This window comes from Frigidibacter sp. MR17.14, from assembly GCF_037095735.1.
In the GTDB taxonomy this organism is placed as follows: Bacteria; Pseudomonadota; Alphaproteobacteria; order Rhodobacterales; family Rhodobacteraceae; genus Frigidibacter.
Genome location: NZ_JBAWKD010000003.1, coordinates 353,452 through 379,995 on the forward strand (window position 1 = coordinate 353,452; position 26,544 = coordinate 379,995).

Below are 26,544 nucleotides of genomic sequence, written 5' to 3' on the forward strand. Positions count from 1 at the left end.
CCCGGACCCCCGGAGTATTTCTGCCAAGCCGAAAGACCGATCAGAGCTCGATCCGGGCCCGGAAGGTCAGGTCGATGCGGCGGGCCTGGCCGGTCTCGACCCGGCGCGCGCGCGATTGCAGGAACCACAGGCTGACCAACCGGCCGCGCGCCAGCGCCAGCGCCGCATTGTCGAGCCGGTCCGAGATCGCCACCGCAACCTCCTTCGCCAGCGAGAATCCGGCCTCGTCGGTGACGACGCTGACGGTGAAATCGTGGCGCGCGCCGGGGCCCGAGCGGTCGGCGGCCTCGCGCACGTCCTCGGGGCCGAGCGAGACATAGGTGCCGGTCACCGTCGCGGGCGGCACGGCGTCGAAGATCCGGGTCCCGACCAGCGCCGCAAGGGCCGGGTCGGCGGCCAGATGCTGATAGACCGCGGCCTGCAGCGCGGCAGATGCGCCAAGGCTCATGCCGGCACCTCCTCGCGCGCAAAGCAGGTCAGGTAGCGGCCCAACCCATCGGCCTCGGTCACCGCGAGGATCCGGAAGATCCGCGCGCCTTCGCGGAAGCGCTGGTCGGCCCGCGGGCGCGAGGGGGCGCCGGGCGGCGCACCGCGCACCGTGATCCGGTAGCCGGTGGTCGAGAGCGTCACGAACTCGCCCGCCCGCTCGCTGCCACGCTCGGACACCACCTCGGCCCAGAGCGTGCCGAGCGCCACCCAGGCCAGTCGCTGGCCGCCGGAATTGTCATTGCTCCGCACCGCCTCTTCAAGCGTCAGCGGCCGGTTCAGAAGCGGCGCCCGCGCCATCACGCGCCCTCCCGCCCGGCCAGAAGCCGGACCGTGCGCCAGCGCTCGATCAGCCCCTGCACCCCGAAGGACATCGTGGCCCCTTCGGCAAAGCCGCCCTCGTGGCGCGCCTCGTGATATTGCGCGGCCAGCAGGAACACCGCCTGCTGCAGATCGGCCGGCACCGCCGCCCAGTCGGGCCCGAAACCGGCGGTGAAGGCGATCTCGACCGCGCCGCCGCAGGGCACCGCCGGCAGATAGCCCGTGCCCTTCGCCGCCAGCCGCGGGCGGTGCAGGTCGCGGATCAGCCGCCAGCGCGAGGGATCGATCACCACCGCCTCCTCCCCGGCATCGAGCACGGTGACAGAGGCCACCGCGGTCACCGGCGCCACCGGCAGCGCCTGTTCGGCGCCCTCGCCCCGCCAGGCGGTCAGGCGCAGCAGGAAATCGCGCGCCAGCAGCACCTTGCCGGTGCGCCCCTCGATCGCCGCCAGCGCCGCGCGCAGATGCGCTTCCAGAAGCCCGTCCTGCAGCGTCTCGTCCGCAAGCCCGGTCCCGAGCCGCAGATGCGCGCGGAACGCGGCCACCGGCAGCGCCTCGGCCGCGACCGTGGTGGTTTCGGTCAGCAACATCGCCTGTCCCCCATGCCGTTCGGAAAAGCCCCAGCGGGCGCGCGCCGGATTGCCCCCGCCGCCCGGCGCGCGCCCCTCGCCGCCGTCAGCTGACGGCGAATTTCAGCAGCTTGATCGCCGCGAAATCGCTGACATCGCCGCCCACGCGCTTCGAGGCATAGAACAGCACATGCGGCTTGGCCGAGAACGGGTCGCGCAGGATGCGGATGTCGGGCCGCTCCGCGATGGTGTAGCCGCTCGCGAAGTCGCCGAAGGCCAGCGCATAGGCATTCGCGCCGATGTCGGGCATATCCTCGGCGATCAGCACCGGATAGCCCATCAGCCGCGCCGGCTCGCCCTCGGCCAGCCCGTCCGACCACAGGAAGCGCCCGTCGGCATCCTTCATCTTGCGCACCGCGCCCGCGGTCTTCGAATTCATCACGAAGGCGCCGTTGGCGCGGTACTCGGCGTTCAGCGCATAGACCAGGTCGACGATCGCGTCGGAGGCGTTCGAGGTGGCGAAATCGCCCGCCGCCCCGGTCGCCACATAACCCAGCGATCCCCAGGCCCAGCTGGCATTGGCCACCGCCGGATGGGCAAGGAAGCCCTTCGGCTTGTCGATGCCATCGCCCGAGACGAAGGCCGCCCCCTCGGCGCGCGAGAATTTCTCGGCGATGCGCGCGGCCAGCCAGCCCTCGATGTCGAAGGCGGAATCGTCCAGCAGCCGCTGGCTGGCCTTCGGCATCGCCGACAGCTCGTAGAGCGGGATCGAGATCCGCTCGATCAGCGGCGTCGCGGTCTCGGTCAGGGCCGCGGTCTCGGTCGCCCAGCCGGCGCCCAGATCGGTGCGGTCGATCAGCACGTCGAAGCTGGTGGCCTCGACATTGACCACGCTCGCCAGCCGGCGCAGCGAGGCGGTCGAGCGCAGGACCGAGCGGATGGTCTCCGAGGTCTGCGGGTCGACCAGATAGCCGCCGTCGGCCGCCACCGCGGTGGTCATGCCCTTGCCCTCGAGCACGAGGCCGCGCAGGCCGTCGTCATCGCCCGAGCGCAGATAGGCGCCGAAGGCCTTCAGGTGCAGCGGCTCCTCGGCCACGGCGGCGGACAGCGCCGGGCGGCGCGGGGGGGTGCTCTTGCGATCCAGCATGGTCAGTCGCTCGTCCTGTTGTTTGAGCCGCGTTTCGATCCCGTCGCGGAAGGCGCCGAAGGCCGAGAGGAACCCCGCCATCGCCGCGCCCGCACGTTCCACAGCCGGGGCATCGGCCCCGGTCGCACCGTCATCCGTCATGTCGTGCTCCCTCTTGCGGGCCCTGCGCGACCAGCGCCGCGCGCCCCCGTTCCAGAACCGCGGCCAGCGCCGCCCAGCCGTCCTCGGGTGCGGCGGCCTTGGCCGCGACCCGCGCCTCGCCCAGCATCGGGAAGGTGACGAGCGAGATTTCCCACAGGTCGATCTCGACCAGCCGCCGCCCCCGCCCCTCGGCGGTGGAGGCGACGGTGCGATAGCCGATCGACAGCCCGTCGAGCGCGCCGGCCTTCACCAGCGCCGCCGCCTCGCGGCCCCGCGCGACGGCGTCGAGCAGCCGGCCGCGGACGCGCAGCCCGCGCGCATCCTCGACCACCTCGTCCCAGACGCCGATCGGCTGGAGGGGGTCATGCTGCCAGAGCATCTTCACCCGGCCCCCGCGCTGCGCCATCCGCGAAAGCGAGGCGCGGTAGGCCCCCGCCGCCACCACATCGCCGCCGCGATCGGGTACCCCGAAGAGCGAGGCGTAGCCCTCGATCACCGCGCCCTCCGCGACCAGCTCGTCACCCAGCCGCAACCCCGCGCCGGCGCCCAGGAATTTCCGTTCCAGCTCCATCAGAGCCCCCCTTTTCCGGGCGCGAGGTCCAGAAGCGACTGCACCCCCTGCACCAGCACCACGGCGACCACGCCGTAGACGGTGACCCAAAGCCGCCGCTCCAGCCGCTCGATCAGCGTCTCGATCCGTTCCAGCCGGCGCTCGACGGCGGCGAACTGGATCTCCATGATCCGCTCGGTCGCCTCGAACCGCTGCTCGTGCACCTCGAAGGGCGCCTTGAGATAGCGCGATCCCCCCTCCATCACCGGCTCACTCCGCCGCCGGGGGCAGGCCCAGAAGCACGCGCTTCTCGGCCGCGGTCAGGAACAGCGCCTCGCCGATGCGGCGCCACTCGCGGTCGCGCTCCTCGGCCAGCGCCGGGATCCGGTCGGGATCGGGGGCCAGGTCGATCGCCGCCCCCCAAGTCCCCAGCCAATGCGCCAGCGCCGCCAGCACGCGGGACGCCAGCGGCAGCACCGTCAGGCGGTAGAAGGCCCGGTGCGCCTCGGCGTAATTGGCATAGGTCGCATCGCCCGGGATCCCCAGCAGCATCGGCGGCACCCCGAAGGCCAGCGCGATCTCGCGCGCGGCCGCCAGCTTCGTCTCGTGGAACTCCATGTCCGAGGGCGAGAATCCCATCGGCTTCCAGTCGAGCCCGCCCTCCAGCAGCATCGGCCGCCCGGCATTGCGCGCGCCCTGGTGATGCAGCTCCATCTCGCTCACCAGCCGGTCGTACTGCTCGGGGCTCAGATGCCCGGTGCCGTCCGGCCCGCCATAAACGATCGCGCCCGAGGGCCGCGCGGCATTGTCGAGCAGCGCCTTCGACCAGGCGCTCGCGGCATTGTGCACCTCGACCGCCACCGCAGCCGCCTGCATCGGCGAAAGCCCATAGTGATCGTCCGCCGGATGGAAGCTGCGGATATGGCAGATCGGGTCGGGACTGCCGCCCATGTCGAAGCGATGCACCCGCCCACCCACGGTATAGTCGCAGGCCACCGGCCAGCCATCCGCCCCCGGCACCAGCGACACCCGGTCCGAGCGCAGCACATGCAGCTCGACCGGCAGCCCGGCACCCGGCTCGCCCACCGCCTCGACATAGGCGTTGCCGGTCAGCAGAAGCTGGCCGAACAGCGCCTCTAGGAACTCGGCCCGCCCCTGGCCCGCGTTCGGCCGCGCCAGAAGCGCCAGCGCCGGATGCTCGACCAGCCGCGCAGCCCCGGGGCCCCCGCAATCGCGCGCCAGCACCGGCAGCGCCGCCGCCGCCTCGGCGATCAGCCGGACAGAGCGGAAGCCTATCGGATTGCCGGTGAAGCCGGCGCGCGTCAGGCTGGCTGCGTCGCGCGGCCCCCAGACCGCCCGCCCACTGAGACTGCGCGCGATCACCCGACCGGTGGCCGAGGCCTTCTGCTCGGGCGCGCCCGCGCCCTCCCCGCCGCGCCCGCGACGGAAGATCCCGAATGCCATGTCGCTCTCCAGAAATCCGTGACAAGGCCGGGGGCGCTGCCCCCGGACCCCCGGGATATTTCCGCCAATGCGAAAGCCCGTTCGCATTGGTCAAAATATCCCGGGGGGAGGCTCCGTGAGGAGCCGGGGGGCAGCGCCCCCCCTTCATCGCTTCAGATCCCGCGCACCCGCGGGTCGCCCTGCCGCCCGCCCGCGTCGAACAGCAGCTCCTGCACCGCCCAGACCAGCGCATCGACCCGGTCGGGCGAGCCCTTGCCCTGATAGCCGTGCCGCGCCATCCGGCACATCTGCTCTTCCAGCCGCGAGAGCCCGCGCAGGTGCCGCACCCGGCCCTGTTCATAAAGCGCCGCCACCGGCTCGGCCCGCGCGGCCTTGCCGACCGCAGCACGCACCGCGCGGTAGGGCACATGCGCATCGACCTGGCGGATCATCGTCTCGACCATGTCGCCGCCCTGGTTCACCTCGGCCACCAGCCGCGCCGCGCCATGCCGCCGCGCCGCCGCCACCGCGGCGTCGGCCCAAGCCCGCGGACCCGCCGCCGACAGCGAGGCATCCTCGAGCACCCAGATCCGCCAGTCCTGCGGCGCCGCCCCCCGGATCTCGACCCCCGCGACCACGATCCCGCAGGCGTCCGAGCTGGTCTTGCCCGAGGCCGGCGGGTCCACCGCCACCACGATCCGGTCGAGCCGCGGCGGTGTCTCGGCCCGCGCGGCCTCGAGCATCTCGGTGGTCCAGAGCGCGCCCTCGACATCCTCGATCAGCTCGCCCTGCAGCTCCTGCCGGCCCAGCCGCGTGCCGCCATAGCGCGCCTCGACCTCGGCCAGGAACGAGGCCGCCAGATGCGCCCGGTTCGCCTCGGTCGGCGCATGGGTCGTCACCGTCGAGGGGTTGCGCAGCACCGCCTTCAGCACGTCGACATTCTTCGGCGTCGTCGTCACCACCTGCTGCGGATGGGGCCCAAGGCGCAGAGCGAACTGCAGCATGTCCCAGGCCTCGGCCCCCTTCTTCCATTTCGCCAGCTCGTCGACCCAGGCCGCGTCGAACTGCGGCCCGCGCAGCGCATCGGGCTCCTGCGCCGAATGCACCGTCGCCACCGCGCCATTCGGCCAGACCAGCCGCCGCCGCGTCGCCTCCCAGGCCGGGCGGCGGTCGGGGGGCGAGCAGGCGAGGATCCCGCTGTCGCCGAAGACCATCACGTCGCGGCCCTGGTCATAGGTCTCGGCCAGAAGCGCCACCCGCTTCGCCTGCCCCGGATCGCCGGGCCGCGCGCCCTCGACCTGCGCCCGCACCCATTCCGCCCCGGCCCGCGTCTTGCCGGCGCCGCGCCCCCCCAGAATGGCCCAGGTCCGCCAAGCGCCTCCGGGCGGCAGCTGGTGGGGCAGCGCCCAGAACTCGAAGAGCCAGGGCAGCGCCATCAGGCTCGCGTCCGACAGCCCGCCGAGAAACCCCTCGATCTCATCTTCCGTCGCGCAGGACAGCCAGGCGGCGCCCGATCTCAGCCCGAGCGGCGTCGAAATCGAGCGTCTGCTCTCGAAGCTGTCCTGCGGCATCCCGTCCAAGCTTCTCGACACGTGACCTCTCCTCCATGGCAAGCTGGAACGCGGCCTTCAGCTCGCGCACCGCGGCCTGGGCCTCGCGGGCCCGGGCCGTGTCTCCCTGCTTGATCTCGCGCAGCACCGCGAAAAGGCTTCGCGCGGCGTCGTCGTAAAGCTCGGCCGTCTCGGCCAGAAGCGAGCCGGGCAGCGGCAGGTCCCTGCCGCCCCCCGGCCTGAACACCGGTTCATCCACCGGGCACCCCCCTTCAGCGAAGGCAGCCGCGCCCGGCTTCGCCGGAGCGGTCCCCCGCGGTCCCTCGGGTCCGGCGGCCAGGCAGCAAAAAACGGCCTCGGGAAGATCCCGGGCCGTTGCCCTGCCTGCCGAACCCACCATGTCCAGCGTGCCAAAAGATATGCCACGGGGCGTTCGCCGGATCAAGTTTGTCGCCTTGGGGTTGCGCAACACCCGGCGCGCGAGCCGTTAGGGAATGTTCGCATCTCGAATGAAGAAAGCGCGGCAACCCACCGGATTACCGCGCTTCTCGTCTCGAAAAACAGTTAACGTCAGTTCCCGGTCTGGGTGCCGGTCTGTGTGCCGCCCTGATCGCTTTCGCCGCGGCTCGCCTCGATCTCGCGCCACTTCCGCACGTTCTGATTGTGCTCGTCCAGCGTCCGGGCGAAGGCATGGCCGCCGCTGCCATCGGCGACGAAATACAGGAAATCGGTCTGATCGGGGTTCAGCGCCGCCCGGATCGACTCGCGGCCCGGGTTGGCGATCGGCCCCGGCGGCAGCCCGTCGATCTGGTAGGTGTTGTAGGGCGTGGGCCGGCGCAGCTCGCTCGCGCGGATGCCGCGGCCCAGCGCGCCCTGGCCCTTGGTGATGCCATAGATCACCGTCGGGTCGGTCTGCAGCCGCATCCCCTGTTCCAGACGGTTCAGGAACACGCTCGCCACCCGCCCGCGCTCGGTCGCGACGCCGGTCTCCTTCTCGACCAGCGAGGCCATGATCAGCGCCTCTTCCGGCGTGTCATAGGGCAGGCTCTGCGCGCGGTTCGCCCAGGCCTCGGCCAGCACGGCCTCCTGCCGGCGCTGCATCTCGGCCAGCAGGTCGGCCCGCGGCTCGCCGCGCTTCACCTCGTAGCTGTCGGGCGCCAGCATCCCTTCGGCCGGAACTTCGCCCGGCTCGCCCGCCAGGAAGTCGGCGCGCTTGAGCGCATCGACCACCTGCCACGAGGTCGCGCCCTCGGCCAGCGTCACCCGCAGCCGGGTGTCGCCATCCTCGGCCACCGCGCGATAGGCATCGGGGGCGGCCTCGGTCGCGGGGTTGAACTTCACCTTCTCGACATAGCGGTTCGTCGCCGCGTCAAGCTCGCGCACCACCACCTCGGCCATCAGCACGCCGATGCGATAGTTGATCTCGGTGCCGCAGGTCGACTGGCCGCCGCGCGTCACCAGATCGACGATCGACTGCATCGAGGCGCCGGCCGGCACCAGGAACGACCCCGCCTTCAGCTGGCCGGACTTCTTCTCGTAATCCGCGCCGACGCGGAAGATGTAGCCCGACGAGATCGCCCCCTGCGCTTCCAGATTGTCCGACACCCGCCCCATGCTCGAGCCGGGCTCGACACGCAGGCAGACCGGATTCGCCAGCGGGCCCGCGTCGACATACTGACGCTGCCCCCAGGCGATCACGCCGCCCACCGCCACCAGGATGACGATGGCCAGCGTCAGGAAGTTCGAGGCGATCGCGCGCCACATCAGCCGGTCACCTTGCCCAGCACCAGCGAGGCATTGGTGCCGCCGAAGCCGAAGCTGTTCGACAGCGCGATGTCGATCTTGCGCTTCACCGCCTTGTTCGGGGCGAGGTCCAGCTTCGGCGTCACCGCCGGGTTGTCGAGGTTGATCGTCGGCGGCGCGATCTGGTCACGGATCGCGAGGATGCAGAAGATCGCCTCGACCGCGCCGGCCGCGCCCAGCAGGTGCCCGATCGAGGATTTGGTCGAGGACATCGTGGCCTTCGACGCGGCCTCGTCGCCCAGCAGACGCTCGACCGCGCCAAGCTCGATCGTGTCGGCCATGGTCGAGGTGCCGTGGGCGTTGATGTAGTCGATCTGGTCCGGGGTGATCCCCGCGCGCTTCAGCGCGGCCTTCATCGCGCGGAAGCCGCCGTCACCGTCCTCGGAGGGCGCGGTGATGTGATAGGCGTCGCCCGAAAGCCCGTAACCCAGCACCTCGGCATAGATCTTCGCGCCGCGGGCCTTGGCGTGCTCGTATTCCTCGAGCACGACCACGCCCGCGCCTTCGCCCATGACGAAGCCATCGCGGTCGGCGTCATAGGGACGCGAGGCGGCTTTCGGATCGTCGGCGCGCTTGGTCGACAGCGCCTTGCAGGCGTTGAAGCCCGCGACGCCGATCTCGCAGATCGGGCTTTCGGTGCCGCCGGCGATCATCACATCGGCATCGCCGAAGCCGATCAGCCGCGCCGCGTCGCCGATGGCATGCGCCCCGGTCGAGCAGGCGGTGACCACCGCGTGGTTCGGCCCCTTGTAGCCGTGCTTGATCGAGACCTGCCCGGACACGAGGTTGATCAGCGCGCCCGGAATGAAGAACGGCGAGACGCGGCGCACGCCCTTCTCCTTGATCAGGACGGCGGTCTCGGCGATCGAGTTCAGCCCGCCGATGCCCGCGCCGATCATGACGCCGGTGCGCTCGAACTCTTCCTCGGTCGCGGGCTTCCAGCCCGAATCCGCGACGGCCTGATCGGCGGCGGCGATGCCGTACAGGATGAAGTCGTCGACCTTGCGGCGGTCCTTCGGCTCCATCCAGTCGTCGGGATTGAAGGTGCCGTTGGTGCCATCGCCCAGCGGAATCTCGCAGGCGTATTTCGTGGCGACGTTCGTCGCATCGAAGCGGGTGATCGGGCCCGCGCCCGACTGCCCGTCCAACAGACGCGACCAGGTCTCCTCGACGCCGCAGGCGAGCGGGGTGACCATGCCAAGACCAGTGACGACGACCCGACGCATGGGCTTCTCCGTTCCGTGTAAGCTCTCGTGGCCGCCCTGATAGCCTCTCTACCCCTGTCGCGCAACAATCCCAAGGATCGCGGCCAGAAGCTGCGCGGCCACCAGCGCGCCCTGACCGTCGATATCGGCTTCGGGCATGAACTCGACCATGTCCGCGGCGACGATCCGACCGCGGGCCGCCGCGCCCTCGACAAGGCCCAGCACGTCCCAGTAGGACAGGCCGCCCGCGGTGCGCGCGATAACCGCCGGCATCACCGCAGGATCGATCGCGTCGCAATCGAGGCACAGTGCGATCCGCGCCCCCTCGGGGATCATCGCCAGCGCCCGGCCGATCCCCTCGCGCGCGACCTCCTGCGCCGGCACGAAGCTCGCGCCCCAGGCGCGGGCATCGGCCACGTCGCCGACCCGGGCGGAACCGATGCCGCGTTGCCCCACCTGCACGATCCCCGCGACATGCGCCATCTCGGAGGCGCGCCGCATGGTCGAGCTCAGCCCCAGCGGCTCGCCATCCACCGCATCGCGCCAGTCGATATGGGCGTCGATCTGCAGGATCCACAGCGGCTCTGGCCCCAGTTCGGCCAGCATCGGCGTCGGGATGGAATCGTCGCCGCCAAGGATCACCGGCACCCCGCCGCAGGCCACGACCTTCGCCACCGCCGCCGCGATCCGCGCCCGGTTCGCCGCGCCCTCGCCATCGACCTGCGGCAGGTCGCCAACATCGGTGACCGTCGCACCCTCGGGGATCACCGGTCCGCCGAGGTCGAAGTTCATGTGGGTCAGGTTCGCGGCATAGCGGCGCGAGGCGGCGCGGATCGCCGCCGGCGCGCCCGCGCAATAGGCGCCGACGCTGGCATAAGAGGTGCAGGCCCCCGCGCCGATCAGCGCGACGCCGCCGGCGAACCCCTCGAGATCGCCCGCGGGCAGACCCATGAAGGTCGTGCCCCCATCCGCCCCGAACATCCGCCCAAGCGCCGACTCCGCGCCCTTGCCTGCCCCCGTCATCCTCAGTCCCTCGCCAGCAGCACCACCGCGTCGCCGCCGAAGCGGTCGTCGCGAAGATGACGGTATCCCAGCCCCTTGGCCAGCCGGATCGACCCGGCATGGCGCGGTTCGATCATCACGAAGCTGCGTCCGAAGCCCGCCGCGTCATACCAGCGGTGCACCGCCTCGGCCGCCTCGCGCCCATAGCCCAGGCCTTGCGCCTTGCGCTGCAGCATCCAGCCGCATTCCGGCACCTCGTCGAGCCCGTGCAGCCCCCGCCGCGCCCGCATGAAGCCGATATGGCCCAAGAAGCCGCCGTCCTCGCGCCGGGTCACCGCCCAGATCCCGTGCCCGAAGAGCGGCCAGAACCCGGCGCAGAGCAGGAACGAACTCCAGCTGCGGTCGGCATCGCGGGTGCCGCCGACATGGGCCGTCACCTCGGGATCCGACCAGAGCGCCGCGTAATCGTCGAAATCCGCGGCGACCAGCGCGCGCAGCACCAGCCGCGGCGTCTCGAGGCGGGGGGCAGCCCCAGGGCTCATCGCATCACCTTTCCGCCGACCCGTTCCGGCTTTCGCATTGGTCCAAATATCCCGGGGGAGGCTCCGCAGAAGCCGGGGGCAGAGCCCCGTTCCACCGCGACCCGCCCCCCCCGAATGCAAACGGCGCCCCCGGATGGGGGCGCCGCAAGCGATGTCGTCCGCGAAAGCGCGATCCTGAAAGGATCAGGCGGCTTCCGAGATGAATTTCACGGCGTCGCCGAAGGTCTGGATGGTCTCGGCAGCGTCGTCCGGGATCTCGATGCCGAACTCTTCCTCGAAAGCCATGACCAGCTCGACGGTGTCGAGGCTGTCCGCGCCCAGATCGTCGATGAACGAGGCGTTCTCGGTCACCTTGTCCTCTTCGACGCCGAGATGCTCGACGACGATCTTCTTCACGCGATCAGCGATATCGCTCATGTCCTGTCCTCATAAAGCGGGCCTTGGGGCCCTGTCCGTTCCGATTGCCCTATCCCATCCGGGACCGGGGCGGTCAAGAGCCCCGGGAACGGGGCAACCGGGGGCTGGCCCCCGGGGTCGGCGCGCCTATAGCACACACTGATATGAAGGCAAACGCTTTCGCAAGCGCCAAATCCCTCGCCCCTTGCGCGCCTTCCGGCAGGGGCACCCGGACCGGGGGGGCGCGGGGGGCCGCGTCGGCCCCCCGACCCTGTTGCGGCCCCTGTTACCGGCCGTCAGACCATCGCCATGCCGCCGTTCACATGCAGCGTGGTGCCGGTGACATAGCCCGCCTCGGCCGAGGCAAGGTACAGCGCCGCGGCCGCGATCTCGTCCGAGGCGCCCATGCGCCCGGCCGGGATCTGGCCCAGGATCTTGCCCTTCTGCTCGTCGTTCAGCTTGTCGGTCATCGCGGTCGCGATGAAGCCCGGCGCGATGCAGTTCACGGTGATCCCGCGCGAGGCGACCTCGTAGGCCAGCGACTTCGACATGCCGACCATGCCGGCCTTGGCGGCGGCATAGTTGCCCTGCCCCGGATTCCCGGTCGCGCCGACCACCGACGAGATGTTCACGATGCGGCCCCAGCGCGCCTTCATCATGCCGCGCAGCACGCCGCGGCACAGCCGGAAGGTCGAGGTCAGGTTGACGTCGATCACCGACTGCCATTCCTCGTCCGACATCCGCATGAACAGGTTGTCGCGGGTGATGCCGGCGTTGTTCACCAGGATGTCGACCGCGCCCATCGCCTCGGCCGCCTGCTTGGGCAGCGCCTCGACCGCGGCCGCGTCCGACAGGTTGCAGGCCAGCACATGGGCGCGCCCGCCCAGTTCGGCCGCCAGCTCTTCCAGCGGGCCGGTGCGCGTGCCCGACAGGGCGACGCTCGCGCCCGCCCCATGCAGGGCGCGGGCGATGGCGGCGCCGATGCCGCCAGAGGCGCCGGTCACCAGCGCCGATTTTCCGGTCAGATCGAACATGTCCGTCTCCTTGATCGTCGCGCGCCCCTTAGCAGGCGCCCGACCCTCGCACCAGCAGGACCTTCCTTTCGCCGCATTCCCCGGGCAGGGTCCGCGACACGGCCGCCGCGGCCGCCCCTGCCAGTGCCCGGATACGACGAATGCCCCGCCGCCCCTCAAATCCTCCTGCGACCCGCTCTTCGAAACGCCGGCCGGACCGCCACGCCGCCGCGACATTCGCCCCGCCCTCCGTCACCATGCCGGCGGCCGCCGCGACTTCGGCCCCCGGAACGGCCACGGGTCAGGACGTGCGGATGCGCGCGGCCTTCAGCCCGGCCGAACTCGACTGGACGCGCATGCTCGACATCGCGCTGGCAGAGCTGGGCCCCGGGCTGCGGCTCGCCCCGCAGCTGGCCCTGAAGAAGATCCTGGAAACCCGCGACGGGTCCGAGCGCGCGCTGCGCCACCGCGTCGACCTCGTGGTGCTCGATGCCGCGGGCCTGCCGGTCGCGGCGCTCGAGATCGCCGCCGGCAATCCCGAGATCGACCGGGAATGGCGCTGGAATGCCAGCCGCCGCCTGCTCGAGCGGGCGGGCGTCGCCTGCTACGAAATCACGGCCGCGACCACGATCGAGCAGCTCTTCACCTGGCTCGACGCGGTCTTCGCCGGCCACCGCGCGCGCCTGCTGCACGGCGGAGACCAGCAGAGCGCCTGATCCGGCCTCAGCCCTTGGCGGCGGCCACGTCTTCGGGGGTGCCGATGGCGCGGGTCGCAGCTTCCTTGGCGATGCGCTTGACCATCCCCGACAGGGCCTTGCCGGCGCCGATCTCCCAGAACTCGGTGACGCCGCCGGGGCCGGCCATCCAGCTCACGCTCTCGCGCCAGCGGACCGAGCCGGTGACCTGGCGCACCAGCAGATCGCGGATCTCGTCGGGGCTTTCGACCGGGGCGGCGGTGACATTGGCCACCACCGGCACCCGCGGCGCGGCGATCGCCACGCCGGCCAGCGCCTCGCGCATCGCCTCGGCCGCGGGCTGCATCAGCGCGCAATGGAAGGGGGCGGACACCGGCAGCAGGATCGCGCGCTTGGCGCCCTTCGCCTTGGCGATTTCGACCGCCCGCTCGACTGCGGCCTTGTGGCCCGAGATCACCACCTGCGCGGGATCGTTATCGTTCGCCGCCTGGCAGATCTCGCCGCGCGGACCGGTAGCCACGGCTTCGCGGGCCACCTCGTCAGCCGCGGCGAAATCCAGCCCAAGCAGCGCCGCCATCGCGCCGATGCCCACCGGCACCGCGCTTTGCATCGAGCGCCCGCGCAGCCGCAGCAGCCGCGCCGTGTCCGACAGCCCCAGCGCACCCGCCGCGCAGAGCGCCGAATATTCGCCCAGCGAATGGCCGGCGACATAGGCCGCGTCGGTCACCTCGATCCCCTCGGCCGCCAGCGCGCGCATCGCCGCCATCGAGGTCGCCATCAGCGCGGGCTGGGCGTTCTCGGTCAGGGTCAGCGTCTCGATGTCGCCCTCCCAGATCAGCGCCGAGAGCTTTTCGCCCAGCGCGGCATCGACCTCGTCGAAGACGGCGCGGGCCTCGGGCCAGGCCTCGGCCAGCGCGCGGCCCATGCCGATCGCCTGGGCTCCCTGTCCGGGGAACACGAATGCACGGGTCATGAAACTTTCTCCTGCAAGCGCCTGTCGTTCCCCCGCCCATAAACCCCGATCACGGTCGAGACAACTCCCCGTCAGGTGCGGCCCCGCCCCGCACAAGCGCTGTGCGGGCGCGGATGCTTTCCGACATCGGCCCGGATCGCGTATCTTCGGTCCCCGAACGATCCCTTCTCCGGAACCCTCCATGCTCTCGAACTCCCCGACAGGTTACGGCGCCGTCGCCCGCACCCTGCACTGGCTGACCGCGCTCGTGATCCTGACCGCGATCGGCCTTGCGCTTTACGGCGAGGACCTGCCGCGCGCCACCGGCGACGAGGTGGCCGCGGTCGCACGCATCTACTCGCTGCACAAGACCCTTGGCGTCACCGCCTTCTTCCTGGCGCTGGCGCGGATCCTCTGGGCGCTGACCCAGTCGCGCCCCGGCGCCCTGCACCCCGAGCGCCGGGCCGAGACCTTCCTTGCCGACCTCGTGCACTGGGCGCTGTACGGCGCGATGCTGGTGATGCCGCTGTCGGGCTGGATCTACCATTCGGCGCTGACCGGCTTCGCGCCGATCCTCTGGCCGCTGCCGCAGGACCTGCCCTTCGTGCCGAAGTCCGAGGCCGTGGCCCATGCCGCGAACGGCGTGCACAAGCTGTCGGCGCTGGTGCTGTATGGCGCGATCGGCCTGCATGTGCTGGGAGCGCTCAAGCACGCGGTGCTCGAACGCGACGGGACGCTCGCGCGGATGGTGAACGGCCGCGGGCCGGTGGCCCCGGCGGGCGGGCACTCGGCGACGCCCGCGCTGACGGCGGTCGGCGTCTGGCTGGCGGTGCTGGGCATCGCGCTGGGCGGGCCGACGCCCGAACCCGCGGCCCCCGCCGACAGCACCACCGCCGCGGTCAGCCAGCCGGCTGCCGTGCCGGGCGCTGTGCAAGAGGCCGTGCCGGATGCCGCGGGCAGCGAGGCCGGTGCGCATCCCTGGACGGTGACCGAGGGCACGCTTGGCCTGTCGCTGAAGCAGATGGGCGCCGAGGTTGCCGGCAGCTTCACCGGCTGGACCGCCAGCATCGACTATGACGAGGCGTCGCGCACAGGTTCGGTCGAGGTGCAGATCCCGCTGACCGGACTGAAACTGGGATCGGTGACCGACCAGGCGCTGGGGGCCGAGTTCTTCGACGCCACCGCGCATCCGACCGCGGTCTTCACCGCCGACATCGCCCCGGATGCGGCGGGCCCGAACCTCGTGGCGACCGGCACCCTGATGCTGCGCGGCACGGCGATGCCGGTGGTGCTGCCCTTCACGCTGACGGTCGAGGGCGATCGCGCGACGATGCAGGGCCAGACCATGATCGACCGCCGCGACTGGGGCATCGGGCCGACCTACAAGGACGAGGCGACCGTGGGCTTCCCGGTCACCGTCTCGGTCGCGCTGACGGCCACCCGCGGCTGATCCGCAGCCCGGCGGCGGCGGACCCCCGGTCCCGCCCCGCCAACCTGCATCCTCCGCGAGCGGCGGCGCCGTCGCGTCACCCCGTCACCGGGGGGGGCCGACGGCCGCCCCCTCGGCCGATCTCGGCGCCGCGTCCCGTCCCCCGGCAGAGGGCGGTCCTGTCCGCCCATCGACCGGCAGCAAACGAAAAGGGCGCCCCGCGGGGCGCCCTGTCGATCTGCGGAACCGGGGCCTCAGGCCTCCATCACGTCGTCGCCGTCCTCGGTCATGTTCGCACCGAAATCGAGCCCGTGGCTGGCGCGGATCTTGTCCTCGATCGCCATCGCCACGTCCGGGTTGTCGCGCAGGAACTGCTTGGCGTTCTCGCGGCCCTGGCCGATGCGCTCGTCGCCATAGGAATACCAGGCGCCCGACTTCTCGACGACGCCGGCCTTCACGCCCAGGTCGACGATCTCGCCGACCTTCGAGATGCCCTCGCCATACATGATGTCGAACTCGACCTGCTTGAACGGCGGGGCGACCTTGTTCTTCACCACCTTCACCCGGGTCGAGTTGCCCACGACCTCGTCGCGGTCCTTGATCGAGCCGATGCGGCGGATGTCGAGGCGGACCGAGGCATAGAACTTCAGCGCGTTGCCGCCCGTGGTGGTCTCGGGCGAGCCGAACATCACCCCGATCTTCATCCGGATCTGGTTGATGAAGATCACCATGCAGTTCGAGCGGCCGATCGAGGCGGTCAGCTTGCGCATCGCCTGGCTCATCAGGCGGGCCTGGGCGCCGACGGTCGCGTCGCCCATGTCGCCTTCGAGTTCCGCCTTCGGCGTCAGCGCCGCGACCGAGTCGACGACGATCATGCTGACCGCGCCCGAGCGCACCAGCGTGTCGACGATCTCGAGCGCCTGCTCGCCGGTGTCGGGCTGCGAGATCAGCAGTTCGTCAAGGTTAACGCCCAGCTTCTTGGCGTATTGCGGATCGAGCGCGTGTTCGGCATCGACGAAGGCGCAGACGCCGCCCTTCTTCTGCTCTTCCGCCACCGCATGCAGCGTCAGCGTGGTCTTGCCCGAGCTTTCGGGCCCGTAGATCTCGATGATCCGGCCCTTGGGCAGGCCGCCGATTCCCAGCGCGATGTCGAGCGACAGCGAGCCGGTCGAGGTCGCCTCGATCTCCATCACCGGGTTGTCGGCCCCGAGCTTCATGATCGAGCCCTTGCCGAACTGCCGTTCGATCTGGGCCAGCGCGCTTTCGAGCGCCTTCTGCTTGTCCGCGTTGCGCTTGTCGTTCATGTCGAAGAGGTTCGCCGCTGCCATGGGTCCCGATCCTTATTTCACAGCCCGCCCCCCGCGGCAATCAATCGCCTGGGCGCCGGCAGATGGGTTATGTTCCGCACTTGTTCTCGTTCTTATGAGATCAAAAAGAGAACAAATCAATCCTATTCTTCGCACTGCCCACTTTTTCCCATCACGGTTAACAGCTAGTTTACGGCCATCGCCGCGGGTCGCGGCGGGACGGAAGCGAAGGACGAAGATGCTGGTGTTCTGGAAGCCGCGGCTGGTGTTTCTTGCCAACAGCCGCACCGGGTCGACCTCGATCGAGATGGCCCTCGAGTCGCTGGCAAACGTGGCGATCGCCCGTCCGCCCGAGCTGAAGCACACCGACGCCCGCAGCTATCGCAGCCACCTTGCCCCGTTCCTGTCAGGCGCGGCGGAGGGGGCGCGGTTCGAGACGGTGGCGGTGATCCGCGAGCCGCTCGACTGGCTCGCGAGCTGGTATCGCGAACGCCACCCCGATGAGGACGAGAACCCCGCCGCCGCCGGCGATTTCGAGGGTTTCGTCGAGGCCTTCCTCGCCGACGGATCCGACCGGCCTCTGGGCATCGAGAGCCAGGCCGCGTTCCTGACCGACGGCGCGGGGGCGCTCTGCGTCGACCACCTGTTCCGCTATGAAGAGATCGGCCAGCTGGTCGAGTTCCTCGAGGATCGGCTGGGCTGCGAGATCACCCTTCCCCGGCTGCGCGCCTCGGCCCCGGCCGAGACCGCGATCTCGGCGGGCCTGCGGACGCGACTGGCCGGACGGCTGGCCGAGGACCGCGCGATCTGGGACGCCGCGCGGCGCTGACCCGGCCCGGAACCAGCGCGACGCGGGCTCAGGCCAGTTCGCGCTCGACGATCGCCGAAAGCTCGGCCAGCGAGAAGGGCTTTTGCAGGAAGGCCGCGGCGCCGATGCGCGCGTCGCGATCCTCGAGCGCGTCCTCGGCATAGCCCGACATGAAGATCACCGGCACCTGCGGGCGATCCTCGAGCGCGCGCTCGACCCAGGCCGGGCCGTCGAGCCCGGGCATGATGACGTCCGACACGAAGAGGTCGATCGCCAGCCCCGGGTCGGCCAGCAACTCGAGCGCGGCCTCGCCGCAGTCGGCCTCGATCACGTCATAGCCCTTCAGCCGCAGCGCGCGCCCCGCGAAGGCGCGCACCGGGGTCTCGTCCTCGACCAGCAGCACCGTGCCCTGCCCCATCCGCGCGGCACGGCGCGGCACCACGGCGGGGGCGGGTTCGGGCTGCTCGGTCGTGCCGGCGGGCAGCGCAGGCAGCCAGATCTCGAAGGCGGTGCCCTGACCCGGCGTGCTGTCGACGAAGATGAAGCCGCTGGACTGCTTGACGATGCCATAGGCCGTGGACAGGCCAAGGCCGGTGCCGTCGCCGCCGCGCTTGGTGGTGTAGAAGGGCTCGAAGATCTTGCCCAGATGCTCGGGCGGGATGCCGGTGCCGGTGTCGATGACCCGGGTCAGGACATAGTCGCCGCGCGGCACCTCGGCCCGGCCGCGGATCATCGGCCGCCCGAGCCGGTGGTTCGAAGTCTCGATCCGCACCGTGCCGCCGTCGGGCATCGCGTCGCGGGCATTGACCACGAGATTGACCAGCACCTGTTCCAGCTGGCGCGGGTCGGCGCGCACCGGCAGCAGGTCGGGCGCCTGGGTGAGGCCCAGCGAGACCTTCTCGCCCACCAGCCGGTTCAGCAGATGCGTCAGGTCGACCACCAGCTCGCGCAGGTCGAGCACCTGCAGATGCAGCGTTTGCTTGCGCGAGAAGGCCAGCAGCTGGCTGACCAGCGCCGCGGCGCGGTTGGTGTTCTGGGCGATCTGGTCGAGATCGGCATAATCCGGGTCGCCGCGGTCGTGGCGCAGCATCAGCAGGTCGCAATGCCCGCCGATCGCGGTCAGCAGGTTGTTGAAGTCATGCGCGACGCCGCCGGCGAGCTGGCCGATGGCCTGCATCTTCTGGCTCTGCGCGATCTGCGCCTCGAGCGTCTTGAGCTGGGTCGCGTCGGCAAGGATGGCGATCAGCGCGGCCTCGCCCTCGCCTTGGCTGCGGCAGAGCGTGACCTGCAGGAATTCCTCGGCCCCGGTGCGGCGCAGGCGCAGAACCTCGGGCCGGCGGTCGATGCGGCCGTTGACGGTGTCGGCGACCCAGTCCCCGATCGGCCGCCCGAGCCCCTCAAGCACCTGCGCCAGCGCGGTCCCGGGCTCGACCCGGCCCAGCATCGCGCGGGCGGGCGGGTTCATCGACAGGATCCGCCCCTCGACCGACAGGCGCAGCATGGCCACCGGCAGCGCGTCGAAACCGGTCAGACCGGCCAGCGGCGCCTCGTCGCGGGCCGGCAGCAGGTAGATCTCGCGCCGCCCGGCCGCGCCCTCGATCTCGACCGGGATCACCCGCGCGGCCGAGCCGTCGGCCAGCGTGATCGTGCTCTCGCCGCCGGGGGCCGTCGACTCGGGGCCCAGCAGCGCCTCGCGCGTGCGGGGGCTGCGCCCGACCATGCGCCGCAGCGCCTCGTTCATGTAGAGGATCGTCCCCGCGCGCGAGACGGCGAGCATCGGCAGCCGGTCGGCCGAGCTGCGCGGATCGGCACCGCGGTCGAGCGATTCCTCGAGCCGCCAGAGATGGGTCTGGTCGGCGATCCGGCGCACCGACAGCCGGACCTGCCCGCGGCGGGTCATGAAATCCTCGCGCGCGGAGCCGTGGCGCTCGACCTTGGCGCCCAGCCGCTGCAGCACCGCGCCCGGATTGGCGAGGATCTCGCCCAGCGCATGTTCCAGCCCGTCATCGCGCGCGAGGCCGTAACGCTCGGTCGCGGCGCGGTTCTGCAGGACCAGCCGGCGCTCGGCCCCCAGCGTGACGAAGCTGGGCGCCAGATCCGCGGCCACCAGCGTGGCGACGCCGCCCAGCGCGCGGTCGCGCCGCAGCCCGTGCAGCGCCGCGAGCCCGCGCATCACCAGCGACAGGCCGATCAGCCCGGCCGCAACCGAGCTTGCGACCACCGCGGCATGGCTGCCCCAATTGGCCAGCGCCCAGAGCCCGGCCAGCGCCGCCCCCGGCAGCAGCCACAATCCCCGATTGGCCAGCGCCAGCGCCGTGCGCACCATCGGGTGCGGGGCGCTGGGGCGATCCGGCAGCGTCTCCGACACCTGCTTCTCCGCGAACGACTCCCGTCCGGATTGGTGCGCGGAAAGCGTTAACCAGACGTTAAGATTTTGGCGGGTGAGGCGTTGGTCGCGGTTCCCCGCGCACAAGCGCGGCGGCACAAGGCAGAGGGATACCCCGATGCCGGCATGGGATCATGACGGCGCCTGCGAACTGCTGCCCGGGGCGCCTCAGGCGGCGGGCGCGCGCAACACCGCCGCATAGAAGCCGTCGCCGCCGTCCAGCGGGGTGAAGCCGCGCTCGGCCTCGAGCCGCCAGCCCGGCCGGCGCGCGAGGAAGGCCGCGACCTGTGCGCCGTTCTCGGCTTCCAGCATCGAGCAGGTGGCATAGCCCAGCACGCCGCCCGGACGCACCAGCGCCGCGACCTCGTCGAGGATCTCGGCCTGCAGGGCGGTCAGCTCGGCCAGACGCGCGGGCGTCAGCGTCCATTTCGCTTCGGGCGCGCGGCGCCAGCTGCCCGAGCCCGAGCAGGGCACGTCGGCCAGCACCAGATCGAAGCGCCGGCCGCCAAGGCTGCCGGGCCGGGCCAGCGCGATCCGCGCGCCGGCGCGGCGCGCGCGCTCGGGCAGGTCGCGCATCCGGCCCGCGTCGATGTCATGGGCCGTCAGCCGCGCCGCGCCGCGCGCCGCCATCGCCAGCGCCTTGCCACCGCCACCCGCACAATAGTCGAGGATCTCGCCGCCCGCGGGCAGCGGCAGCATCTCGACCACCGCCTGGCTCGCGGCATCCTGCAGCTCGACCCGGCCGTCGAGATAGGGGGCGGCGGTGCGCAGGCGCGCGGCGTTGCCGGTGAGCTCGATCGCGGTCGCCGCCAGCGGATGCGGGTGCGCGGCGATACCCTCGGCCTCCAGCGCGGCGATGGCCGCCTCGCGCGGACCACGGGCAAGGTTCGCGCGGGCGAAGACCGGGGCGCGCTCGCGCAGCAGCGCCATCACCGGGGCGAAACCGGTGCCGAGGCTGTCGCGCAGCGGCCCCGCGAGCCAGTCGGGACAATCGAGCGCCACCGCTTCGGGCAGCTCAGCGGGCACGGCGTCAAGGCTCGCGCGTTCGGCCGGGGTCAGGGCGGCGGGGGCATGACCCTCGCCAGTGAAGAGCGTGTCGGGGTCGATGCCGGCGGCCACCAGCCCGCCCAGCACCAGCTGGCGCCCGCTGGCGCGACCGTCCTGCGACCCGCCGCCCCGCGCCCCCTGCGAGCGCGGCGCCCTGAGGGCCGCGAAGACATGGTCGCGGATCGCGGCGCGGTCGCCCGAGCCCGCGAAGCGATGGGTCCGCGCCCAGAGCGTCAGCGCCTTCTCGGCGGGCTCGCCGGCACGCTGGCGGTCGAGGATCTCGATCGCGGCGGCGAGGCGGGCGGCGGGGGTCATCGGCAGGCTCCGTCTGTGGGGTCGGCCCGCTTCTAGACCGAAGCGCGACCGGCGCAAAGCCTTCCGCGGCGGGCGCGTCGTCGCCGCGCACCCGCGCCGGGGCGGCCCGCCAGAAGGAACGGCCCGTCGTGCATCGAAACCTTGCCGAGCCTTGGCGGCGCGCCTAGGGCAGGAGCGCGCCGCCTCGCCGAATCTCCCATCGGCCACGTCCGCGCCCCGCCTCGGATCGCCCGGACCGGGCGTGGGGTGCATGATTTCCGGAAGCCGTCGGCCCTGCCGGGTGACGCCGGGATCGGCCCGAAATCAGACTGGTGAAATGCGCCAAAGCGGGGCGACAGACGACCAGCGCGAGGAAGCTCCCCCGCGGACGGCCCTGATCAGGGACACGAGACGGGCTCGCCATCGGCAGACGCCAAGCGCACCGCCGTGCGAGAGCCGGGTAGGGAAGTGCACAGTCCCCGGGACGGGCGTCGCAGCGCCTTTAGCTTGGGGCGCCAGTGCCCATGCCGGCGGTGACGGTGCCCGGTTGAACGGAATCGCGCCCCGGTTTTCGAGGGTCAGAGCAGCGGTCGCACCGGAACCTCGGCGTCGATCATCGCGATCTCGGCCAGCTTCTGGCGCCCCGGCAGCGCCAGCCGACCCTGCGACCAGTCGGCCAGCCCGTCGGCCCGCAGCCGGGCGAGCGTTTTGTTGGTGTGCACCAGCGACAGGCCCAGCGCATCGGCGAGGTCCTGCTGGCGGTAGGGAAGCACCACCGGCGCGCCGCGCTCGACCAGCGTGCCCGAGGCATCGGCCAGCATCGCCAGCCGGTCGTGCAGCCGCACCAGCGCCCAGGCGATGCGCTGGGTCGCGTCCAGCTGGCCGATGGTGGCCAGCGTCTCGCCCAGGAAGTTCTCCTCGACCGCGGACAGCCAGGTGACGGAATAGGCCCGCTTCGGCTGGTTGCGGAAAAGGTCCCAGAGGCCGTTGCGATCGAACACGCAGAGCGTCATCCGCGTCGTCGCCTCGACCGAATGCTGCATCTCGCCCATCACCGCCGCCTGCAGCCCGACCAGGTCGCCGGGCAGCACGAAGCTGATCACCTGGCGCTGGCCGTTGGGGAATGTCTTCTGACGCAGCCCGAGCCCCTCGAGAACGGTGTAGAACTGGGCCGAGGTCGCCCCCTCCATCATCACCGTCCGCCCGGGTTCCACCGTCAGCTCGCCGATCTTGAAGCCCTGCATGAATTCGAGCTCGTCCTCGGACGGTTTCTCGAACAGCGGGTTGCAGCTCAACGGGCAGGCGAGGCAGGGGACGATCGGTGCATTCACGTGGCGAATTCCTCGGGTGCTATGTCGCAGTTAAATGCGCGAGCCCCTGCGAGGTTCCATTGAAGGGGCGCCTGCGCCGGCCTGAGGCGCGTCTTCCCGAGGCTGTATCCTGCCAATGACCCGTTCCCCCCGGGCCTATCTCGTGCTCACCCGTCATCTCATCGTGGCCGAGGACCTGGCCCAGACCATTGCGCAATTCGATCCGGGCGCAGAGGTCCTGCGCGCCCGCGACCCCGAGGCGGCAGCGGCGTTGTTGGACGGGGCCGCGCGGCTCGACCTCGCCTTCGTCGCCGATGCGCGCGGCCAGGAGGGTTGGGAAGAGTTCGTCGGCATGCTCGAGACCCGCGGCGCGGTGATCGTGCTGATCCCGCGCGACGACGATCGCCCGCCCGCCGATGACGCGCGCCACCTCGCGCTCGAGCGCCCGTTCACGACCGAGATGGTGCTCGATCTGCTCGAGCGCAGCCTGAACGGTTGAATGCCCGCCGCGTCCCCCAAGGCGCGCCCGGCGGGTGCGGGTCCGGCCCGATGGCCGCCCAGCCTGTTTCGGGACGGGGGCGCGAGGCGGAATTTAGCCCCTGCCCGAACCCGCGGCGGCCCGCCGATCCCGTCGCCGCCGGCATCTCGCCGCGCGGGTCTGGCGGTGTGCGCGGCTTCGCGCGCCGCGCTCGACCCGAGGTTGGGGCCGTCGCCGCCGGTGGCCTTCACACGCGACGCCCCGCCTGCCTTGGACACAGGCCTGCGCTCTGGCTCAGGAGCATCCGGCCGATCCCGCCGCGGCAGCCATCCCACCACGCGATTCTGACAGCGTACGATGGGTCGCTCACCGCGCTCAAACTGGCCCCGGAGCCGGCGTCGGCTCGGAGCGCCGTCAGCCGGTCCTTGCCCACCGCCGGTGGCCGCGCCGTCCCGGGCGCGGCGGCGTCTTCACTCGATTCCCCTCGCCCGCAACAGAGACGGACCCGTGCCCCACCGAACGCCACGCGCGTCTGCTCAGCGCCAGCCAGCCGGTTACCGCCACGGCGGTCACCGCACCATGCCTGTCTATCGGTGCGCTGCGGCGGCTCCTTCCCCGCTTTCGTTTCGACCCTGAGACCGGCGCCCCCGCGCAGTCCCGACCGATCCCTGCCTGCTCCCGGCAGCCACGACTCATCAAGCCTCTCCGCTGATCGAGACGGGCCCGCACGTCAGCCAACACCCCGCGCTGCAGCGTAGCAGCCTGCCGATCCCGCAGCGGCGGTCGCATCACCGCGCCTTTCGAGGGGCTCGCAATAACGCCCGCGCGCTTGGCTCGGCTTCGGAACCGTCCTCGTCCCGAAGGGGTGGCCCCTGCGCCGCCTCGATCTGGCGAGCCCCGACCCGAACCCGGCAGCCACGACACGCAACGCCCCGCCGGCAGACGGCACGGGCACGCGGCCGAGCCGCACCCGCCCCGCCTGCTCGAAAGCCGACGGACGGAAAAACCACCGACCATCTGACGCGCGCGAGCCGGCGACGACGCGGGAGTGCCCTGCGCGCAGCGCACCGGCCGGATGGGGCCCGCCACCGCCCACGGCACGGCGCTTTGCAAGCCGGTCCGAAGGCGCTAGGAAGGCGCCATGCATATCCTCGACAAGATCAAGGCCTACAAGCTCGACGAGATCGCCGCCGCCAAGGCGCAGCGGTCGCTTGCCGATCTCGAGGCCGCCGCCCGCTCGCAGTCCCCGACCCGCGGTTTCGCCGCCCGCCTCGCCGAGGCGGAGACGACCGGTTACGGGCTCATCGCCGAAATCAAGAAGGCCTCGCCCTCGAAGGGGCTGATCCGGCCCGATTTCGATCCGCCGGCGCTGGCCCGGGCCTATGCCGCCGGGGGCGCCACCTGCCTGTCGGTGCTGACCGACGGCCCTTCGTTCCAGGGCGCACCCGACTACCTGACCGCCGCGCGCGCCGCCTGCGACCTGCCGGCGCTGCGCAAGGACTTCCTCTATGACACCTACCAGGTCGCGGAAGCCCGCGCCTGGGGGGCGGACTGCATCCTGATCATCCTGGCCTCGGTCGAGGACGCGCTGGCACGCGAGCTTGAAGACGCGGCGATGGGCTGGGGCATGGACGTGCTCGTCGAGGTCCATGACGAGGAAGAGCTCGACCGCGCGCTGGCGCTGAAATCGCCGCTTCTGGGCGTGAACAACCGCAACCTGAAGACCTTCGAGGTCACGCTCGACACCACCCGGCGCCTTGCCGCGCGGGTACCGGCGGACAGGCGGCTGGTCTGCGAAAGCGGGCTCTTCACCCCCGCCGACCTCGCCGAGATGGCCGCGGTCGGCGCGCGCAGCTTCCTGATCGGCGAGGCGCTGATGCGGCAGGACGACGTGACCGCCGCCACCCGCGCGATCCTCGCCGACCCGGTCCCCGCCCCGGTGTCGAGCCGGGCCGACGCATGACCCTGACCCATTTCGACGCCGAGGGGCACGCCCACATGGTCGACGTCTCGGCCAAGGCCGAGACCGCGCGCACCGCGGTGGCCGAGGGCGCGGTGGTGATGGCGCCCGAGACGCTGGCGCTGGTGCTGGCCGGGACCGCGAAGAAGGGCGACGTGCTGGGCGTGGCGCGGCTGGCCGGGATCATGGCGGCCAAGCAGACCTCGGGCCTGATCCCGCTCTGCCATCCGCTGGCGATCGACAAGGTCGCGGTCGAACTGACGCCCGATCCGGCGCTGCCGGGGGTGCGGATCGAGGCCACGGTGAAGACCACCGGCCGCACCGGGGTCGAGATGGAGGCGCTGACCGCGGTCTCGGTCGCGGCGCTGACCGTCTACGACATGCTGAAGGCGGCCGAGAAGACGATGCGGATCGAAGGCATCCGGGTGGTGGTGAAGACCGGCGGCAAGTCGGACCTGATGCTGAGGGACAAGGACTGATGGGCGCCGAACCCGCCCCCGGCGCGCTGATCCCGGTCGCCGAGGCGCTGGCGCGGGTTCTGGCCCTTGCCGATGCCCCCGCGACCGAGGTGGTGCCCCTGCGCGCCGCCGCCGGCCGCGTGCTGGCGGCCCCGGTGATCGCGCTCCGCGATCAGCCCCCCTTCGCGGCCTCGGCCATGGACGGCTACGCGATCCGCGAGGACGACCATGTGACCGGCCGCAGCCTGCGGGTGATCGGCGAGGCCGGCGCCGGGCATGCCTTCGCAGGCAGCCCCGGCCCCGGCGAGGCGGTGCGGATTTTCACCGGCGCCCCGGTGCCCGCGGGCGCCGAGCGCGTCGTGCTGCAGGAGGACGTCACCCGTTCGGGCGAGACGGTCGTGCTGGGCGAGCGGCTCGAGACGCAGACCAACATCCGCGCGCTGGGCCAGGATTTCCGCGCCGGCGACCGGATCGAGGCGCCGCGGCTGCTGCGCCCCGTCGATCTCGCGCTGATCGCCGCGATGAATGTGGCCGAGGTCACCGTGGCCCGCGCGCCCGAGGTGGCGATCCTCGCCACCGGGGACGAGTTGGTGATGCCCGGCGAAGACCCGCGCCCCGACCAGATCGTCGCCTCGAACAGCTTCGCGCTGGCCGCGATGGCCGAGGCGGCGGGCGCCCGTGTGCGGATGCTGCCGATCGCGCGCGATTCCGAGGCCAGCCTGCGGCAGAGCTTCGCGCTGGCCGCGGGATGCGACCTGATCGTGACCATCGGCGGCGCCTCGGTCGGCGACCATGACCTCGTGGGTCGTGTCGCGGTCGAACTGGGGATGGAACGCGCGTTCTGGAAGGTTGCGCTGCGCCCGGGCAAGCCCTTGATGGCGGGCCGGATCGGGGCGGCACGGATGCTGGGCCTGCCGGGCAACCCGGTTTCGGCCATCGTCTGCGGGCACCTGTTCCTGCTGCCGCTGCTGGCCGCGATGCAGGGCCTGCCGGGCGAGGTGCGCAGCCTGACCGCAGAGCTTGGCTGCGACCTGCCGGCGAACGGTCCGCGGGCGCATTACATGCGCGCGAGACTGACGGGCGGCGCGGGCCTGCCGCGGATCGCGCCGGTCGACAGCCAGGACAGTGCCCGCCTGCGGCTGCTGGCAGAGGCCGACGCGCTGCTGATCCGCCCGGCCGGTGACGGGGCCCGCCGCGCGGGCGACCGTGTGGACTACATCGCACTTTAACGACCGCGGCCGGCCGCGCTTGA

27 protein-coding genes are annotated in these 26,544 nt (G+C 71.6%); 7 read left to right on the forward strand and 20 right to left on the reverse strand.

The features are described 5' to 3' along the window. Positions 1-40: 40 nt before the first annotated feature. The 15 genes from V8J36_RS10375 to fabG form a co-directional block, all read right to left on the reverse strand. Positions 41-448: a DUF3168 domain-containing protein gene (locus tag V8J36_RS10375; protein WP_336467217.1), complete on the reverse strand. Its 408-nt coding sequence runs from the start codon at positions 446-448 to the stop codon at positions 41-43. After that, the gene (locus V8J36_RS10380; protein ID WP_336467218.1) at positions 445-786 is read right to left on the reverse strand and encodes a head-tail adaptor protein; all 342 of its coding nucleotides are present in this window, start codon (positions 784-786) and stop codon (positions 445-447) included. Before V8J36_RS10380 ends, V8J36_RS10375 begins: the two co-directional genes overlap by 4 nt. Next, a complete protein-coding gene (locus tag V8J36_RS10385; RefSeq protein ID WP_336467219.1) occupies positions 786-1,397 on the reverse strand; it encodes a head-tail connector protein in 612 nt (203 codons plus the stop codon). Before V8J36_RS10385 ends, V8J36_RS10380 begins: the two co-directional genes overlap by 1 nt. Positions 1,398-1,482: 85 nt before the next feature. After that, on the reverse strand, positions 1,483-2,664 hold the full coding sequence (locus V8J36_RS10390; protein WP_336467220.1) for a phage major capsid protein: 1,182 nt from the start codon (positions 2,662-2,664) through the stop codon (positions 1,483-1,485). Continuing rightward, positions 2,654-3,235: an HK97 family phage prohead protease gene (locus V8J36_RS10395; RefSeq protein WP_336467221.1), complete on the reverse strand. Its 582-nt coding sequence runs from the start codon at positions 3,233-3,235 to the stop codon at positions 2,654-2,656. The genes V8J36_RS10390 and V8J36_RS10395 overlap by 11 nt, the downstream gene beginning before the upstream one ends. Then, on the reverse strand, positions 3,235-3,477 hold the full coding sequence (locus V8J36_RS10400) for a GTA head formation protein, RCAP_rcc01685 family (RefSeq protein ID WP_336467555.1): 243 nt from the start codon (positions 3,475-3,477) through the stop codon (positions 3,235-3,237). Before V8J36_RS10400 ends, V8J36_RS10395 begins: the two co-directional genes overlap by 1 nt. Positions 3,478-3,484: 7 nt before the next feature. Next, a complete protein-coding gene (locus V8J36_RS10405) occupies positions 3,485-4,678 on the reverse strand; it encodes a phage portal protein (RefSeq protein ID WP_336467222.1) in 1,194 nt (397 codons plus the stop codon). A 152-nt stretch (positions 4,679-4,830) separates the two neighbouring features. Continuing rightward, a complete protein-coding gene (locus V8J36_RS10410) occupies positions 4,831-6,132 on the reverse strand; it encodes a DNA-packaging protein (protein WP_336467556.1) in 1,302 nt (433 codons plus the stop codon). Between the two features lies 1 nt (position 6,133). Continuing rightward, positions 6,134-6,466 (reverse strand): hypothetical protein, encoded by a 333-nt coding sequence (locus V8J36_RS10415; RefSeq protein ID WP_336467223.1) that lies wholly within the window; start codon positions 6,464-6,466, stop codon positions 6,134-6,136. Between the two features lie 311 nt (positions 6,467-6,777). Beyond that, a complete protein-coding gene (mltG, locus tag V8J36_RS10420) occupies positions 6,778-7,971 on the reverse strand; it encodes an endolytic transglycosylase MltG (RefSeq protein ID WP_336467224.1) in 1,194 nt (397 codons plus the stop codon). Beyond that, the gene (gene fabF, locus V8J36_RS10425) at positions 7,971-9,236 is read right to left on the reverse strand and encodes a beta-ketoacyl-ACP synthase II (RefSeq protein WP_336467225.1); all 1,266 of its coding nucleotides are present in this window, start codon (positions 9,234-9,236) and stop codon (positions 7,971-7,973) included. Before fabF ends, mltG begins: the two co-directional genes overlap by 1 nt. A 48-nt stretch (positions 9,237-9,284) precedes the next feature. Further along, positions 9,285-10,238 (reverse strand): arginase family protein, encoded by a 954-nt coding sequence (locus tag V8J36_RS10430; protein ID WP_336467226.1) that lies wholly within the window; start codon positions 10,236-10,238, stop codon positions 9,285-9,287. Positions 10,239-10,240: 2 nt separating this feature from the next. After that, entirely contained in the window at positions 10,241-10,759 is a 519-nt protein-coding gene (locus V8J36_RS10435) for a GNAT family N-acetyltransferase (protein WP_336467227.1), read from the reverse strand. Positions 10,760-10,942: 183 nt separating this feature from the next. Beyond that, positions 10,943-11,176, reverse strand: a complete 234-nt coding sequence (locus tag V8J36_RS10440) for an acyl carrier protein (protein ID WP_150422503.1) — start codon at positions 11,174-11,176, stop codon at positions 10,943-10,945. Positions 11,177-11,451: 275 nt separating this feature from the next. Beyond that, complete coding sequence (gene fabG, locus V8J36_RS10445; protein ID WP_336467228.1) at positions 11,452-12,189, reverse strand: 3-oxoacyl-ACP reductase FabG; 738 nt, start codon at positions 12,187-12,189, stop codon at positions 11,452-11,454. Between the two features lie 293 nt (positions 12,190-12,482). Between fabG and V8J36_RS10450 the strand changes: the two genes are divergently transcribed. Beyond that, positions 12,483-12,884 (forward strand): hypothetical protein, encoded by a 402-nt coding sequence (locus V8J36_RS10450; RefSeq protein ID WP_336467229.1) that lies wholly within the window; start codon positions 12,483-12,485, stop codon positions 12,882-12,884. Between the two features lie 7 nt (positions 12,885-12,891). Here the strand turns inward: V8J36_RS10450 and fabD are convergent, their stop codons facing one another. Then, the gene (gene fabD / locus V8J36_RS10455; RefSeq protein ID WP_336467230.1) at positions 12,892-13,836 is read right to left on the reverse strand and encodes an ACP S-malonyltransferase; all 945 of its coding nucleotides are present in this window, start codon (positions 13,834-13,836) and stop codon (positions 12,892-12,894) included. 181 nt (positions 13,837-14,017) lie between these two features. On the opposite strand from fabD, the gene V8J36_RS10460 reads away from it, so the two are divergent. Beyond that, positions 14,018-15,265 (forward strand): cytochrome b/b6 domain-containing protein, encoded by a 1,248-nt coding sequence (locus V8J36_RS10460; RefSeq protein WP_336467231.1) that lies wholly within the window; start codon positions 14,018-14,020, stop codon positions 15,263-15,265. Positions 15,266-15,498: 233 nt separating this feature from the next. Here V8J36_RS10460 and recA read toward each other — a convergent pair whose 3' ends face one another. Then, the gene (gene recA / locus V8J36_RS10465; RefSeq protein ID WP_336467232.1) at positions 15,499-16,572 is read right to left on the reverse strand and encodes a recombinase RecA; all 1,074 of its coding nucleotides are present in this window, start codon (positions 16,570-16,572) and stop codon (positions 15,499-15,501) included. A 217-nt stretch (positions 16,573-16,789) separates the two neighbouring features. On the opposite strand from recA, the gene V8J36_RS10470 reads away from it, so the two are divergent. Then, positions 16,790-17,380 (forward strand): hypothetical protein, encoded by a 591-nt coding sequence (locus V8J36_RS10470; RefSeq protein WP_336467233.1) that lies wholly within the window; start codon positions 16,790-16,792, stop codon positions 17,378-17,380. A gap of 28 nt (positions 17,381-17,408) precedes the next feature. Here V8J36_RS10470 and V8J36_RS10475 read toward each other — a convergent pair whose 3' ends face one another. From V8J36_RS10475 to V8J36_RS10485, 3 genes are all read right to left on the reverse strand, one after another. After that, positions 17,409-19,727, reverse strand: a complete 2,319-nt coding sequence (locus tag V8J36_RS10475) for an ATP-binding protein (protein ID WP_336467234.1) — start codon at positions 19,725-19,727, stop codon at positions 17,409-17,411. Positions 19,728-19,913: 186 nt separating this feature from the next. Next, on the reverse strand, positions 19,914-21,107 hold the full coding sequence (locus V8J36_RS10480; protein WP_336467235.1) for an RsmB/NOP family class I SAM-dependent RNA methyltransferase: 1,194 nt from the start codon (positions 21,105-21,107) through the stop codon (positions 19,914-19,916). A gap of 557 nt (positions 21,108-21,664) precedes the next feature. After that, positions 21,665-22,417: a Crp/Fnr family transcriptional regulator gene (locus tag V8J36_RS10485; protein WP_336467236.1), complete on the reverse strand. Its 753-nt coding sequence runs from the start codon at positions 22,415-22,417 to the stop codon at positions 21,665-21,667. Positions 22,418-22,532: 115 nt separating this feature from the next. Between V8J36_RS10485 and V8J36_RS10490 the strand changes: the two genes are divergently transcribed. The 4 genes from V8J36_RS10490 to V8J36_RS10505 all read left to right on the forward strand — a co-directional run bounded on the left by V8J36_RS10490 (position 22,533) and on the right by V8J36_RS10505 (position 26,521). Further along, the gene (locus V8J36_RS10490; protein WP_336467237.1) at positions 22,533-22,895 is read left to right on the forward strand and encodes a hypothetical protein; all 363 of its coding nucleotides are present in this window, start codon (positions 22,533-22,535) and stop codon (positions 22,893-22,895) included. Positions 22,896-24,015: 1,120 nt separating this feature from the next. Next, positions 24,016-24,837: an indole-3-glycerol phosphate synthase TrpC gene (trpC, locus tag V8J36_RS10495; protein ID WP_336467238.1), complete on the forward strand. Its 822-nt coding sequence runs from the start codon at positions 24,016-24,018 to the stop codon at positions 24,835-24,837. Further along, positions 24,834-25,313: a cyclic pyranopterin monophosphate synthase MoaC gene (moaC, locus tag V8J36_RS10500; protein WP_336467239.1), complete on the forward strand. Its 480-nt coding sequence runs from the start codon at positions 24,834-24,836 to the stop codon at positions 25,311-25,313. The genes trpC and moaC overlap by 4 nt, the downstream gene beginning before the upstream one ends. Before the next feature lie 26 nt (positions 25,314-25,339). Then, entirely contained in the window at positions 25,340-26,521 is a 1,182-nt protein-coding gene (locus V8J36_RS10505) for a molybdopterin molybdotransferase MoeA (RefSeq protein ID WP_336467557.1), read from the forward strand. Positions 26,522-26,544 lie beyond the last annotated feature (23 nt).